Origin of the sequence: Pigmentiphaga litoralis (genome assembly GCF_013408655.1) — a bacterium.
Classification (GTDB): Bacteria; Pseudomonadota; Gammaproteobacteria; order Burkholderiales; family Burkholderiaceae_B; genus Pigmentiphaga; species Pigmentiphaga litoralis_A.
Window position 1 is genome coordinate 4,407,911 of the sequence record NZ_JACCBP010000001.1, and the last position, 12,753, is coordinate 4,420,663.

Annotated in this window: 10 protein-coding genes; 8 read left to right on the forward strand and 2 right to left on the reverse strand. The window is 61.0% G+C overall.

The features are described 5' to 3' along the window. Window positions 1-5 precede the first annotated feature (5 nt). From HD883_RS20035 to HD883_RS20045, 3 genes are read left to right on the forward strand one after another with little or no spacing between them, the layout of a single operon-like run. A complete protein-coding gene (locus tag HD883_RS20035; protein ID WP_179582216.1) occupies window positions 6-929 on the forward strand; it encodes a DUF4007 family protein in 924 nt (307 codons plus the stop codon). Beyond that, a complete protein-coding gene (locus HD883_RS20040) occupies window positions 922-4,227 on the forward strand; it encodes an ATP-binding protein (RefSeq protein WP_179582214.1) in 3,306 nt (1,101 codons plus the stop codon). The genes HD883_RS20035 and HD883_RS20040 overlap by 8 nt, the downstream gene beginning before the upstream one ends. Next, window positions 4,220-5,059 carry a phosphoadenosine phosphosulfate reductase family protein gene (locus HD883_RS20045; protein WP_179582212.1) on the forward strand — a complete coding sequence of 280 codons (840 nt, stop codon included), beginning with the start codon at window positions 4,220-4,222 and terminating at the stop codon, window positions 5,057-5,059. Before HD883_RS20040 ends, HD883_RS20045 begins: the two co-directional genes overlap by 8 nt. A gap of 89 nt (window positions 5,060-5,148) precedes the next feature. Here the strand turns inward: HD883_RS20045 and HD883_RS20050 are convergent, their stop codons facing one another. Continuing rightward, complete coding sequence (locus tag HD883_RS20050; RefSeq protein ID WP_179582210.1) at window positions 5,149-6,036, reverse strand: LysR family transcriptional regulator; 888 nt, start codon at window positions 6,034-6,036, stop codon at window positions 5,149-5,151. Between the two features lie 105 nt (window positions 6,037-6,141). Here HD883_RS20050 and HD883_RS20055 point away from each other — a divergent pair, with 105 nt between their 5' ends. The 5 genes from HD883_RS20055 to HD883_RS20075 all read left to right on the forward strand — a co-directional run bounded on the left by HD883_RS20055 (window position 6,142) and on the right by HD883_RS20075 (window position 10,961). Next, window positions 6,142-7,152, forward strand: a complete 1,011-nt coding sequence (locus tag HD883_RS20055) for a Bug family tripartite tricarboxylate transporter substrate binding protein (RefSeq protein ID WP_373563406.1) — start codon at window positions 6,142-6,144, stop codon at window positions 7,150-7,152. A gap of 93 nt (window positions 7,153-7,245) precedes the next feature. Then, the gene (locus HD883_RS20060; protein WP_179582208.1) at window positions 7,246-8,295 is read left to right on the forward strand and encodes an Ldh family oxidoreductase; all 1,050 of its coding nucleotides are present in this window, start codon (window positions 7,246-7,248) and stop codon (window positions 8,293-8,295) included. Window positions 8,296-8,412: 117 nt separating this feature from the next. Beyond that, on the forward strand, window positions 8,413-9,393 hold the full coding sequence (locus HD883_RS20065) for a Bug family tripartite tricarboxylate transporter substrate binding protein (RefSeq protein ID WP_179582206.1): 981 nt from the start codon (window positions 8,413-8,415) through the stop codon (window positions 9,391-9,393). A 53-nt stretch (window positions 9,394-9,446) separates the two neighbouring features. Further along, entirely contained in the window at window positions 9,447-10,220 is a 774-nt protein-coding gene (locus HD883_RS20070; protein WP_179582204.1) for an MBL fold metallo-hydrolase, read from the forward strand. A 6-nt stretch (window positions 10,221-10,226) separates the two neighbouring features. After that, window positions 10,227-10,961 (forward strand): transporter substrate-binding domain-containing protein, encoded by a 735-nt coding sequence (locus HD883_RS20075; RefSeq protein ID WP_179582202.1) that lies wholly within the window; start codon window positions 10,227-10,229, stop codon window positions 10,959-10,961. A gap of 136 nt (window positions 10,962-11,097) precedes the next feature. Here HD883_RS20075 and HD883_RS20080 read toward each other — a convergent pair whose 3' ends face one another. Further along, window positions 11,098-12,711, reverse strand: coding sequence for a methyl-accepting chemotaxis protein (locus tag HD883_RS20080; RefSeq protein ID WP_179582200.1), 1,614 nt, complete (start codon window positions 12,709-12,711; stop codon window positions 11,098-11,100). Between the last annotated feature and the right edge of the window lie 42 nt (window positions 12,712-12,753).

The following is a 12,753-nucleotide window of genomic DNA, read 5'->3' on the forward strand; positions in this document are numbered from 1 at the left end:
GAACTATGGCCTATAACGAACCGCAAATCGAAGCCCACTTTTCTGGGCACGAAACCTTTCCGCTTCGTCAGATGTGGTTGAAGAAGGCTTTTGACTGCGCCGATTCGCGATGGACCGTTTCTAAAGAGACATTTTCTGATGAGAAGGCTATCGCCACCTTTGGCGTTGGTCGAAACATGGTCTCATCCATCAAACATTGGGCGCTCGCTTGTGAAGTGATGCGTGAAGAAGCTTCGAAGAAAAACTTCGTCATCAACGACGTTGCGCGCAAAATTTATGTGGATGATGGTTACGACCCGTATTCGCAGTACCCAACGACGGCGTGGTATGCACATTGGTGTCTCGCTGGGCGTGGAACTCGTTCGAGTACATGGTTTTGGCTTTTTAATGTCCTGAATGTGCAGACCTTCACGCGCGACGAGATCATGCCAACGTTGGCGAGGTTTGCTCAGTCGATCTCTGCGGGTAAAAAAAACCTATCTCATGCGACGCTTGCACGTGACCTGGAAACTTGCGTTCGAGGATACGCGCCGCGCTCGGCCTCTAGTTCAGTTGAGGAGGCGGCTGAGCCTATGCTCGCCGAATTGGGGCTGATCCAAGAAGAACGCAGAGGCGTCTATTCGTTCCGCCGTGGTCCGAAGTCCTCCCTTGCCGACGCCTTCTTTGCTTGGGCTCTTATTGATTTTTGGGACCGATATCATCCCGGCGAAACTTCTTTAACCTTTGAGTCCATTGCTTATGGACTAGGTTCGCCCGGCCGGGTATTTAAGCTAGATGAAGAGTCGATCGCAGAGCGCCTTTTTGGACTGTCGAGTCTAACGGAAGGTAGATTGAATTGGTCGGACACTTCGGGACTGCGTCAAATCTACCGGCGCGAATTAGATGTCGGCAATTTCAAGCGGGCCATGATGGAAAAGTCGTATGAGTAAAGCCCTGGAAATGCAAGTAGGCCAAGCAGTTCAGATTGCCCGCCATTATCGCCGTTCTGTGCGCATTGATGCGGATATTGGGCGGGCTGACGCACTCGATGGATATGTGCTAACCAACACCGCTTGCAACGCGCTGTCTATTATGTGTCGGCAAGTCAATGGATCTAAAGATCGTGCGTTTACATGGACGGGACCTTACGGTGGCGGCAAGTCGTCCTTGGCCGTCGTTCTGGCATCTGCATTGTCGGCGAATAGTGGGGTACGTACACGCGCGACCGCAATTCTTGCCAACGAAGTGCCGGGCTTTGCTAAGGCTTTTCCGGTTTCCTCCAAGGGATGGCTCATTCTGCCGGTCGTCGGTAAGCGTGCCAGCATCGCTGTCGAGGTCGCAAAAGCTTTAGACAAAGCTCTTCCTTGTTCGGCAGCGCATGAAGCAAGCCAAGTGACAACGACACTCGTTAGCTTGGCTGAAGAAGGTCGTTTCGATGGTGTGCTGTTACTCGTAGATGAGATGGGCAAATTCTTAGAAGCTGCCGCGGCCGGTGGTGAGGATATCCATTTCTTCCAGGACCTTGCAGAGAAGGCAGGACACTGCAAAGGCAAGCTCGTCATTGTCGGCTTATTGCACCAGTCATTCCGCCAATATGCCTCTCGGTTAGGCATTGAAGCACGCGAGGAATGGGCGAAAATTCAGGGGCGGTATGGCGATATTTCCTTTGTTGGCTCCGGGGACGAGGTTGTGCAACTGATCGGCAACGCGATCGAGTGCCACATCAAGCATCCTCTAAGTGTTGATACCGCTCGTACCATCGCAGCAGCAATCGCCAATCGCCGTCCTAGCGTTGGTGAGGGCATGACCCAACTGCTCGATCAGTGTTGGCCGCTGCATCCGATCACAGCTGCCTTGCTCGGCCCTGCTTCTCGTCGGCAGTTTGGCCAGAATGAGCGCAGCGTTTTCGGTTTTTTGTCTTCGCTCGAACCGCATGGTTTCCAAGATTTCTTGCAGACGTGGGATAGGAGGGCCGCATACGGTCCCGATCGTCACTGGGATTATTTGAGAGCGAACCTTGAGCATGCGATTTTGGCGTCTCCGGATGGCCATCGCTGGGCACAAGCAGTTGAAGCAGTCGAGCGCGCCGAGGCCAAGGGTGCTGACGTTGTTGAGTTGGCGCTGGCCAAGGTTCTTGCTTTAATCGATATCTTCCGTGGAACATCTGGATTGCTGGCGACTGAGGACGTGCTGCGCACTGCCATCCCGGGAACGCCTGAGAAAAAAGTACTTGCGGCACTCGAAAAACTGAGCCATTGGCGCGTTGCGGTCTTTAGGAAGCACATCGCCTCGTGGACCGTGTTTGAGGGCAGCGACTTTGATATAGACCAAGCGGTTGCAAAGGCGCGTTCTAGCTTTGTGGGTGTCGATACCGCCGTCTTGACCGGGATGGCAAATTTGCATCCTGTAGTCGCCAAACAGCACTATCATCAGACAGGCTCGTTTCGGTGGATGGGCGTTTCCCTGCATACCTTGCAAGAAGCCGAGCGCCTTGCCGAAAACTATACCGGCGAGGGGGGAGAGTTTGGGCGTTTTGCCTTGGTGCTACCCGACCGTCAATCGGTCCAGCAAGACGGGATAGCGAAACTCGCCGCTTTGGAGAAAGACGGAGACAAGGCTGTAGTATTTGGAGTGCCGCCTAACTACCAGCTTATTGCGGACCTCGGGGCAGAACTATTATCGCTGCGAATCGTCGAAGAAACGAGCCCCGAACTCGATGGCGACTCGGTGGCAAGGCGTGAAGTAGCGGCTCGACTGTTGGCCGTCAAAGGCGCGCTTGAAGAGTCGTTGCGCGAAGCGGTTGCAAAGGCTCAATGGGTACTTGGAGAGAAGGCTGAAAGAGTAAAAAGTCTTGCCGCGCTGACCTCTGATATGGCGAACACACGATTCGCGGAGGGCCCGAAGGTCTGGAGTGAGCTGATCAATCGAGACGTGTTGTCCACCAACAGCGTTAAAGCTCGACGCGATCTCATGCACCGAATGGTCAACAATGGCGACCAACAACATCTAGGCATTGAAGGCTTCCCCGCTGAACGCGGTTTATATGAAACAGTTTTGTCTGAGCCGGGACTGCACGGAGCAGTCGGCGAAAATGCCTGGGGTTTTAAGGCCCCCCTTCCAAACGACAAAGCGTGCATGTACGGCCTTTGGAATGCGACTAAACAGTTAATTGTTGATGGCGGCATCAAGGGGCTTACGGCTACCGAGATCTATGATACTTGGGGTAAAGCACCGCATGGCGTCAAAGCTGGCTTAATGCCGGTCTTGCTACTTGTGTTCGCGCTAACTCATTCCGATCATATCGCTGTTTACCGCGACGGCATGTTCGAGCCAAAATTGACCGATGTCGATGCAGATGAACTTCTGCAAGATGCGCGCCGCTTTAATTTGCGTTGGGTCGACAAAGACAGTAATCATGCCGTCGCTCTTAAATCGATCGCGGCAGCGCTGAATGCCTGTGGTTTCCCGCCTGCTGGGCACTCGCCTCTCGACGTTTCACGTGGTCTTGTCAAACTGGTGTTTACTTTGCCGGCTTGGGCCAAACGCACCCACAACGTGTCGAAACAAGCAAAGTCGGTGCGCGATATTTTGCTGCGTGCAAGTGATCCCAACCGTCTTCTGATGATTGATCTGCCAACGACGCTCGGCGTCCCAATGATCGAGGTTGGGCCAATGATCGAGCTGCTGTTGAAGGAGCTGCTCGATGCGTATCCGCAGATGCTCCAGCGGGTCGATAGGGCAATGGCCGAGGCGCTCGATACAAACGAAGGTGAGGACTTAGAACTGCGCGAACGCGCAGCGCCAATTTCGAAGCTGGGCGCCGATCTTCGTCTCCAAAGTTTTGCATCTCGTTTGATGAAGCGAGACGGCTCCCTCGAGGCGATCGAGGGCATTCTGAGCTTGGCGGCGAACAAGCCGCCACGTGACTGGACCGATCTCGACATCGACAGTGCTTTATTGGCCGTCTCCGATCTGGCGCTGGCCTTCCGCCGGGCGGAAGCCCTTGTAAATGTTCAAGGCCGTGCACTCGGCCGCGAAGCGATCTCCGTGGTGGTGGGAACCGGCGGCGTCTCCGTGGTGATAACTAAGACCTTTGAATTGGCGAGCCGCGACAAGCGAGTCGTCGAAGAGGCCGCATTGGACGTGCTCAGCCGTCTTGAGAAACTGGGACTGAAGGGCGACCTGCTGTTCGCCGCGTTGGCCAAGGCCAGTTCGGCCTTGTACGAAAAGGAATTGAACAATGGCTGAACGCCATGTATTGGGTTTGTCAGGCGGGCGTGATAGCGCTGCACTGGCGGTGCACGTGCGGCAGACCATGCCCGAGGTGGAGTTCGAGTACTTCTTCACCGACACCGGCAAGGAGCTACCCGAGGTATATGAGTTCCTGGGTCGTCTCGAGGGCTATCTCGGTAAGCCAATTCTCAGACTGAACCCGCGGCGCGACTTTGATTTTTGGCTGCGTGAGTACGGTAATTTCTTGCCTTCGCCCCAAACGCGGTGGTGCACGCGGCAGCTGAAACTCGCACCGTTCGAGCAGTATGTGCGGCCAATGCTTGCGGCAGGCGATAATGTGTTTTCGTATGTCGCGATTCGCTCCGACGAGGACTACCGCGAGGGGTATTCCGCAAAGCAGGCCAATCTCAAGGTTTTACTCCCATTCCGCGAGGCCGGCATAGACAAGCCAGGTGTCATCGAGATTCTGGAATCCTCGGGCGTGGGTATGCCTAGGTACTATGATTGGCGTAGCCGATCGGGTTGCACGTTTTGCTTCTTCCAGCAGAAGATCGAATGGGTGCGCCTGCGCGAACTGCATCCCGACGCGTATGAGGAAGCTAAGAGCTACGAAAAGACCGCTCTGGACAGTGGTTCGCCGTTCACGTGGACGCAAGGCGAGGCCTTGACCGAGCTTGAAAAGCCGGCACGAGTCATACAGATCAAGAAGGACTACGAAGTTCGCTTAGAACGAGAGAAGGCCCGTCGTCCCGTGAATCCCTTGCGCCAATGGGACGAACCGATCGACATCGATGATTTGTATGGCGAGGACGAGGGCGGCGGATCGTGCAACATTTGCCACAAGTAGCAGCGAAGCAGGCGTACGTTTTGCGGGGTTCGAAGGCGATCCGCAACGCGATCGGGTATTAGCGCGGCAACAGGATCAGCTGCCATACATCACCGCCGCATCTCCACCAACAAATCAAACAACAACTGCGCGACCGGGCTCAATGCCCGCCCGCGCCGGTGTATCAGCCCGATCTCGCGGCTGACGTCCGGATTCACCAAGGGCACGGTCGCCAGCGTGGCATGCCCCTTGGGCGGCATGGCCAGTTGCGGCACGACGCCGATTCCCACCCCTGCCTCGACCAGACTCACCAGCGCCGGCACGTGCTGCACTTCGCAGAACCATCTGGGCCGATGCGGGCTGTTGGCGAGCGCCTGGTCCACCAGAAAACGGTTGCCGCTGCCTTGCGCCAGGCTGATGAAGTCGTGGCCGGTCAGGTCGGCCCAGGACAGCTTGCGTTTGCGCGCTAGCGGATGGTCGGCGCGCAGGGCCACGACGAACGATTCGCGCAACAAGGAATGGAAGTCGATATCGGCATCTTGTGTGCCGATGTACGTCAGTCCGAAGTCGGCTTCGCCACGCGCGACGGCGGTCAGGATGACTGATGACGATTCGTCGATGACGCGGATGCGGATGCGGGGGTAGCGCGCGTGATATTGGCGGATGACGTCGGGCAGGAAGTAGGCGACGGCGGAAGGGACGCAGGCGATGGTGACTTCGCCCGAGATTTTTTCGGCGACGTCTTGTACGCCGAGCAGGGCCGTCTCCAGCTCGTTCAGCACGTTGCGTGCTTTGGGGACGAAGCCGCGGCCGATGGTGGTGAGTTCGACGCGCCGGGTGGTGCGTTGGAACAGCTTTACGCCCAGGGCATCTTCCAGTTTGTCCACGCGGCGGGAGAGCGCGGATTGGGACAGATGCATGGCGTCGGACGCGGCCCGAAAGCTGCCCAGGTCCGCCACGGCAAGATAGGCCCGCAAATCGGCGAGATCGAAATTCACGCGTTTTGCACAAGAGTTGATCGAATCTTTGCACTTTACAGCATATTCGACCGTCCCGAGAATGACTGCACAAACCGATTCGACCGGTGCTTTCTGGAGACGACAGTGCAAGTTTCAACCGTGACGGCCAGCCATGGCCGCATTCCTTTCTGGTGCGTGGCGACGGCGATCACCGCCGCCGCCATCGGCGTGTCGGCGCCGTCTGTTGCGCAGACGTGGCAGCCGAGCCGCCCCATCCGTTTGCTGGTGCCGTATGCGCCGGGCGGCAGTTCCGACGTGATCGCCCGGGCCATTGCGACCGAGATGGCGAAGGGGCTGGGCAAGGCCGTGGTCGTGGAGAACAAGGGCGGCGGGCAGGGCACGATCGCGACGCAGGAAGTGGCGCGGGCACGGCCCGATGGCTACACGTTGCTGCTGGGCCATGTGGGCACGTTTGCCGTGAACCCGGCGACGATGCCCAACCTGAGCTATGACGTGAACAAGGACTTTGCGCCGATCACGTTGCTGGCGCGATTGCCGATGGTGTTTGCCGTCGCCAGTGGCACGCCGGCGAACACGTTGGCGGAATTCGTGACGCTGGCCAAGTCCAAGCCGGGGGCGCTCAACTATGGGTCCGCGGGCAATGGCAGCGCGGGGCATCTGGCATTTGAAATGTTGAAGACCGCCGCGGGGGTTGACGTGACGCACGTGCCGTACAAGGGCACGGGGGCGCAGATTGCCGATCTGCTGGCGGGGCACATCGATGCCGCGGCGGCGGGCACGCCCGGGCTGTTGCCCCACGTGCAGGCGCAAAAGATCCGTCTGATTGCGGTCGGGTCGGCCAAACGTTTGCCGGTGCTGCCTGACCTGCCCACCGTGGCGGAACTGGGCTATCCGGGCTTTGAAAGTTCGCAATGGTTCGGGCTGCTTGCGCCTGCCAATACGCCGCCCGAGGTGATCACGCGCCTGAACGCAGAAGCGCTGAAGGCGCTGCGGTCGGACGCGGTTCAGCACCGGCTGGAACACGATTCGAGCGAGACGATGGGGCAGGGCCCCGCCGAATTCGCCACTTTCATCAAAACGGAAGGCGAGCGCTGGGCCAAGGTGGTCCAGGCCGCGCGCCTGCAAGCCAACTGACGCTGCCGCGTCTTTCCAGGGAAGTCGGCCTGGCCACGCGGCACGCTGCGACGCCCACGACGCCCTGTCACCTATCGATCATCAGGAAATGCCATGACTCCGCAAACGAACGCCGCGACGGCGATGTCTGAACACGACCTTATTTCCCTGGGCACGCGTGCCTTCCAGGGCCTTGGCCTGCCGCAGGCGGACGCCGAAGACGTGGCCAAGGTGCTGGTGCTTGCCGATCTGTTCGGCCTCAGCACGCATGGCTTGAGCCGCATCGAATCGTACGGCGACCGGCTGAAGGTGGGCGGCATCAATCCCACCGCGCAGGTCAGCGTGAACGCCGTGGCGTCGGCCATCCGATTGGTTGACGGTGACAACGGTGTGGGCCCGCTGGTGGGCATGCATGCCCTGCGGGCGGCCATGGAGGCGGCCAAGGCGTGCGGCGTGGGCGTGGCGTTTGCCCGCGGCAGCAACCATTTTGGGCCGATCTCGCCGTATTCCTTGATCGCGGCCGAGGCCGGTTTTGCCAGCATCATCGGCAGCAATGCCACCACGACCATTGCGCCGTGGGGCGGCAGCGATGCGCGCCTGGGCAATAGTCCCATCGGCTTTGGCGTGCCCAACCCGGGCGGTCAACCCTTCCTGCTCGACATGGCCATGAGCGTGGTGGCCCGCGCCAAGATCCGCAATGCATTGAAGCAGGGCGCCGCCATTCCGGACACGTGGGCGACCGACAAGGACGGCCGCGCGACGACCGATCCCAAGGCGGCGCTGGATGGATTCCTGTTGCCGGTGGGCGGCCACAAGGGCTATGGCCTGGCGTTGATGGTGGACCTGTTTGCCGGGCTGCTGTCGAACGCGGCCTACCTGACGCATGTGAAGTCGTGGGTCGATGCGCCCGACGAGCCGCAGAACCTGGGGCACTTTTTCATTCTGATCGATACCTCTGTGCTGGGGTCCACGGCGTGGCTGACGGATCGCATGAATGACTTTGCGTCGATCCTGCATGGCAGCCCGGCGGTGGAAGCGGACAAGCCGGTGATCGTGCCGGGCGAGATCGAGCTGAAGAAGCTGGCGCGCCATCGCGCGGAAGGGTTTGTGCCCGATCCGGCCGTGCTGGCGCAGCTGCAGGAATGCGCCGCGTTGACCAAGTGAGCTGAACCTGGGCCAGGGGCGGGGCGCGCGGCGACGTCGTCAAGCGTCGTCCCTGCCCCCGACCACGATGCCGCACATCCACGTCGGCACGAATCATAAGCATCATCGGAGGAAGATATGAAGACATGCCTGTTGGCAGTGGCTTTGACGGCGCTCGCGGCGACCAGCGCGACCAGCGTTGCAGCGGACGCATCGACCTATCCCACCAAGCCGGTTACGGTGGTGGTCCCCTACGTGGCGGGCGGGGCGGCGGACATTACGGCGCGGGTGGTTGCGCAGAAAATGTCCGACTCGCTGGGCAAGACCTTTGTGGTGGAAAACAAGCCGGGCGCCAATGGGCAGATCGGCACGGATCAGGTTGCGAAGGCGAAGCCCGACGGCTACACGCTGTTGATGGATGCGAGTGGCCCGCTGGTGGTCAATCCGGTGCTGTACAAGCAGGTGCCGTACGACCCGGTCAAGGACCTGGCGCCGATCACGCAGCTGACGAGTTACCAATACGTGCTGGTGGTGCCGGTCGCGTCGCCGATCAAGTCGCTGGACGAGTTGGTGGAGGCCGCCAAACGCGAGCCGGGCAAGTTGACCTATGGGTCGGCCGGCATCGGGTCGGGCGGACATCTGGCGGGCGAGTTGCTGGCCTTGACGGCCAAGGCCGGCATGACGCATGTCCCGTACAAGGGCAACGCGCAGGCGCTGGCGGATCTGCTGGGCGGGCAGCTGTCGTTTGGTTTCGATACGGTGGTGACGGCTGTGCCGCATATCCGGGGTGGCAAGCTGCGGCCGTTTGCGGTGACGGGGGAGACGCGGGCAAGTGCCTTGCCGGACGTGCCCACGATGAAGGAACTGGGCTTCAAGGATTTCAAGGTGACGCAGTTCCAGGGACTGCTGGCGCCGGCCGGGACGGATCCGGCGATTCTTGAACGCATCCGGACGGCCGCGGTGGCCGCCTTGAAGGACCCCGACGTGATTCGCCGGCTGGCGGACGAGGGCGGCAACGATATCGTGGGCGGCACGCGGGCGGATTTTGCGAAGCTGATGCGGGATGAGTTGACGCAGTACCGCACGTTGGTGCGCGATGCCGGCATCAAGGCGGAATGAGGATGGCGGCGACACCGACACCCGTCGGGGCACCCAGCCCGACTTCCCTACACATGGACGTCCTTATCCAGGGCTACCCCGGCCGCGCCGTGTTCCACGGTGGTTTGGGCTGGAGCACGATCACGTTGCTGCGCACCGAAGGGCGGGTCATCCTGATCGACGTGGGGGCGTTTGGCGTGCGCAAGCCCTTGCTCAAACAACTGCAGGCGCGGGGTGTTGCGCCGGCTGACGTGACGGATGTCGTGTTGACCCATGCGCATTACGACCATGCGGTGAACTTTGTACTGTTCCCGAACGCGACGGTATGGATCGGCGCGCGGGAACTGGCGTGGGCTGCCGAACAACCGCCGGGTTTCAATCCGCTGCCCGAGCTGTATGTGCGGGAACTGGAGGCATCGCCATCCGTTCGCAGGCTGCAGGGCGGGGACGCATTCCTGCCCGGCTTGCAGGCGATCGACGCCCCAGGCCACACGCCGGGCCACCTGCTGTTCTATTGGACGAGCGACGCCGGCGACGTGCTGTTCACCGGCGATGCCGCCAAAAATCGCGCGGAGCTGCTGTCGCGCAATGTTGCGGATACCGATGACCGCGCCCGCAGTCTCGACAGCCTGGACACGATCTGGCAGTGGTGGCGCCGCCGGGACGGCACGGTGCTTGTCCCGGGTCACGACCTGAGCATGAACCTGGATGACGAGGGACAACCTGTCTACCTGGGGACGCGGCAGGCCGCGATATCTGCCTGGTTTTCCGAAACGCTGGAAACGGCAACACCGATTGATTTGTGCTGTGGCCCCAGGCCCGGTTTTCTGACCCCTTCCGTGGAATGAATTCTTATGTCTATCGATGCTTCTTTGCTTCATGCGTTTGCACCGACCGGCCGCTTGCGCGTGTCGATCAACGTCGGCAATCCGATTCTTGCCAACCTGGACCCGGCCAGTGGAGAACCGTTCGGAGTGTCGGTGGACCTGGCCCGCGAGCTTGCCCGGCAATTGGGGGTCGAGCATGAACTGGTCGTATTCAAGAGTGCCGGCGAATCCGTCGCGGCGGTATCGGCCAATGCGGCCGATGTCGGCTTCTTTGCGGTCGATCCGCTGCGTGGCGAGGCGATCGCCTTTACGGAACCGTACGTGCTGATCGAAGGCTGCTACCTGGTACGCCAGGCATCGCCGCTGAACAGCAATGACGAGGTCGACCAGGCTGCGCATTCGGTGGTGGTCGGTAAGGGCAGTGCGTACGACCTGTACCTGACCCGCGCGCTGAAGGAGGCGCGCATCGTGCGTGCCCCCACGTCGCCGTCGGTGGTCGATACCTTTCTGGCGGAAGGCGCCGACGCGGCTGCCGGAGTCAGGCAGCAACTGGAAGGCGATGCGCAGCGCGTGGGCGGATTGCGGGTGCTGCCCGGGCGCTTCATGGAGATCCGGCAGGCCATGGGCTTGCCCAAGTCGCGTGACGCGGCGGCGGCGCGGCACCTGGCTGCATTTGTCGAGTCCATGAAGGCGAGCGGCTTCGTGGCAGATGCTTTGAAACGCCACGGCATTGAAGGGGCCGCGGTCGCGCCGTTGGTTTGACACTGCGCCGCGCTTCGTAGGGAGCGGGGCGGCATGAAGGCAGCGCTTTGACATGCGCTCCATTTAGCGTGTCAATGCGCCCACAGATCACCGCTCACCGCCCACCGCTCACCGCTCATCGATCACCGCCCACCGCTCACCGCGTCTTGAACTGCCCCGACATGTCGTTCAGTTCGCCTGCCAGTCCACTCAACTGTGTGGCCGTCCGCGCCACGACAGACGACGACTGGCTGTTTTCTTCAGACTGCATGGCGATGTGCTCCACCGTCTTGGCGATGTCTTCGCTGGCCATGGAATTTTCGCGGATGGCGTCGCTGATGTTGTGAACCATCGTGATGACGCTGCGGGTGGCGGTTTCGATGTCGGTAATGGCCTTGGCGCCGTCGGTGGCAAGTTGTTCACCTTGCGCGACCTGGGCGACCGTGGCCGACATCATGCCGATCACGCTTTCGACGTTGCCCTGGATGTTGCGGATCTTGGCCGAGATGTCTTGCGTGGATTGCGCGGTGCGTTCAGCCAGCATGCGGACTTCGTCGGCGACGACCGCAAAGCCGCGGCCTTCGTCGCCGGCGCGGGCCGCTTCGATGGCCGCGTTGAGCGCCAGCAGATTGGTCTGATCCGCAATCGACTTGATCAGGTCCACAATCGATCGGATTTCTTCGGATTGTTCGCCCAGTTCGGTCACCTTGCTGGCGGCATCGGTAACGCTGGCCGTCAGGACCGTCATGCTGTCGGACAGGCGCATGACCTTGGCGCTGCCGGACGCAGCCACGGTTCCCGTCTGTTGGGTAGACGTGGCGGCCGCTGCGGCGTTGTGGGACAGCTCGGTAATGCTGGTCGTCATTTCTTCGATCGCGGCGGCCATGCTGGACGCCGATTCGCTGCCGCGCCCGGCGCCGGCGGCCACGTCGTTGGACGCCGTCGCCAGTTCATTGGCGAAGCTGACGAGCTGTTTGGCATTCAGCTTCAGGCGACCGATGACGGCGTTCAGTTCCACCCGCATCCTTTCCATGTTGGCGAGCAGGCTGTCGGGGTGGGCCGACGGAATGTGCTGGGCCAGGTCGCCGCTGGCGATCAAGGCCACGCTGCGCGCGGCGTCTTGCGGGTCGCCGCCGATGGTGCGCTGGGTTGATCGCAGGATCCACGCGGTCAGCATGACCGCGATCACGATCGAGGCCAGCAGGCTGGCGACGGCCAGCGTCTGGGCCTGGTTGACGGTGGCATGCGCGGCATCACGGCTGTTCTGGAAGCGCGTGGCCTGGAATTCGCTCAGCGCGTCAAAGGCGGTGCGATAGGCTTTGACGCTGTCGCCCAGTTGCCGGTCAATCGACGCCATCAGGGTGTCGCGGTCCGCGCTGCGGGCGCCGCGCAACAGGGTGGTCTCGCGTTCCCGATACGACTTGCGCGCGGCGCTGGCGGCCTCGAGCAGGGCCTTGCCCCGGTCGGTCGTGACGGAGCGCTGCAGGGCCTGCAGCGTGGCGTCGTTCTGCCGGATCCCGGCTTCCCGCAGGGCGTCGAGCGCGCGGATGTCGTTGGCGTCGTCGATGAACAAGGTCTTGATGCCGCGTTCACGGATCAGGTCCATCTGGTCGGGCAGCTTCAGGGCAAGCTGGGTGTTGGACGCGGCCGCGTCCATGTCGACGGTGCGCGCTTCGATCGACGCAACGCTCCAGTAGGTGAGCAGGCCGGTGGCCAGGACCATCAATGCCATGCCGCCGAAGGCGGCACAGAGCTGGTGTTTGAGTTTCATGAAAAGAGGCCTTGTGGGTCCGCCGGCGGGCGGGGGCTGGAC

What these genes read in the sequence shown, in the direction of transcription:
- HD883_RS20035 (WP_179582216.1), top strand. Translation starts at nt 6, where the DNA reads ATGGCCTATAACGAACCGCAAATCGAAGCCCACTTTTCTGGGCACGAA.
- HD883_RS20040 (WP_179582214.1), top strand. Translation starts at nt 922, where the DNA reads ATGAGTAAAGCCCTGGAAATGCAAGTAGGCCAAGCAGTTCAGATTGCC.
- HD883_RS20045 (WP_179582212.1), top strand. Translation starts at nt 4,220, where the DNA reads ATGGCTGAACGCCATGTATTGGGTTTGTCAGGCGGGCGTGATAGCGCT.
- HD883_RS20060 (WP_179582208.1), top strand. Translation starts at nt 7,246, where the DNA reads ATGACTCCGCAAACGAACGCCGCGACGGCGATGTCTGAACACGACCTT.
- HD883_RS20065 (WP_179582206.1), top strand. Translation starts at nt 8,413, where the DNA reads ATGAAGACATGCCTGTTGGCAGTGGCTTTGACGGCGCTCGCGGCGACC.
- HD883_RS20070 (WP_179582204.1), top strand. Translation starts at nt 9,447, where the DNA reads ATGGACGTCCTTATCCAGGGCTACCCCGGCCGCGCCGTGTTCCACGGT.
- HD883_RS20075 (WP_179582202.1), top strand. Translation starts at nt 10,227, where the DNA reads ATGTCTATCGATGCTTCTTTGCTTCATGCGTTTGCACCGACCGGCCGC.
- HD883_RS20080 (WP_179582200.1), bottom strand. Translation starts at nt 12,711, where the DNA reads ATGAAACTCAAACACCAGCTCTGTGCCGCCTTCGGCGGCATGGCATTG.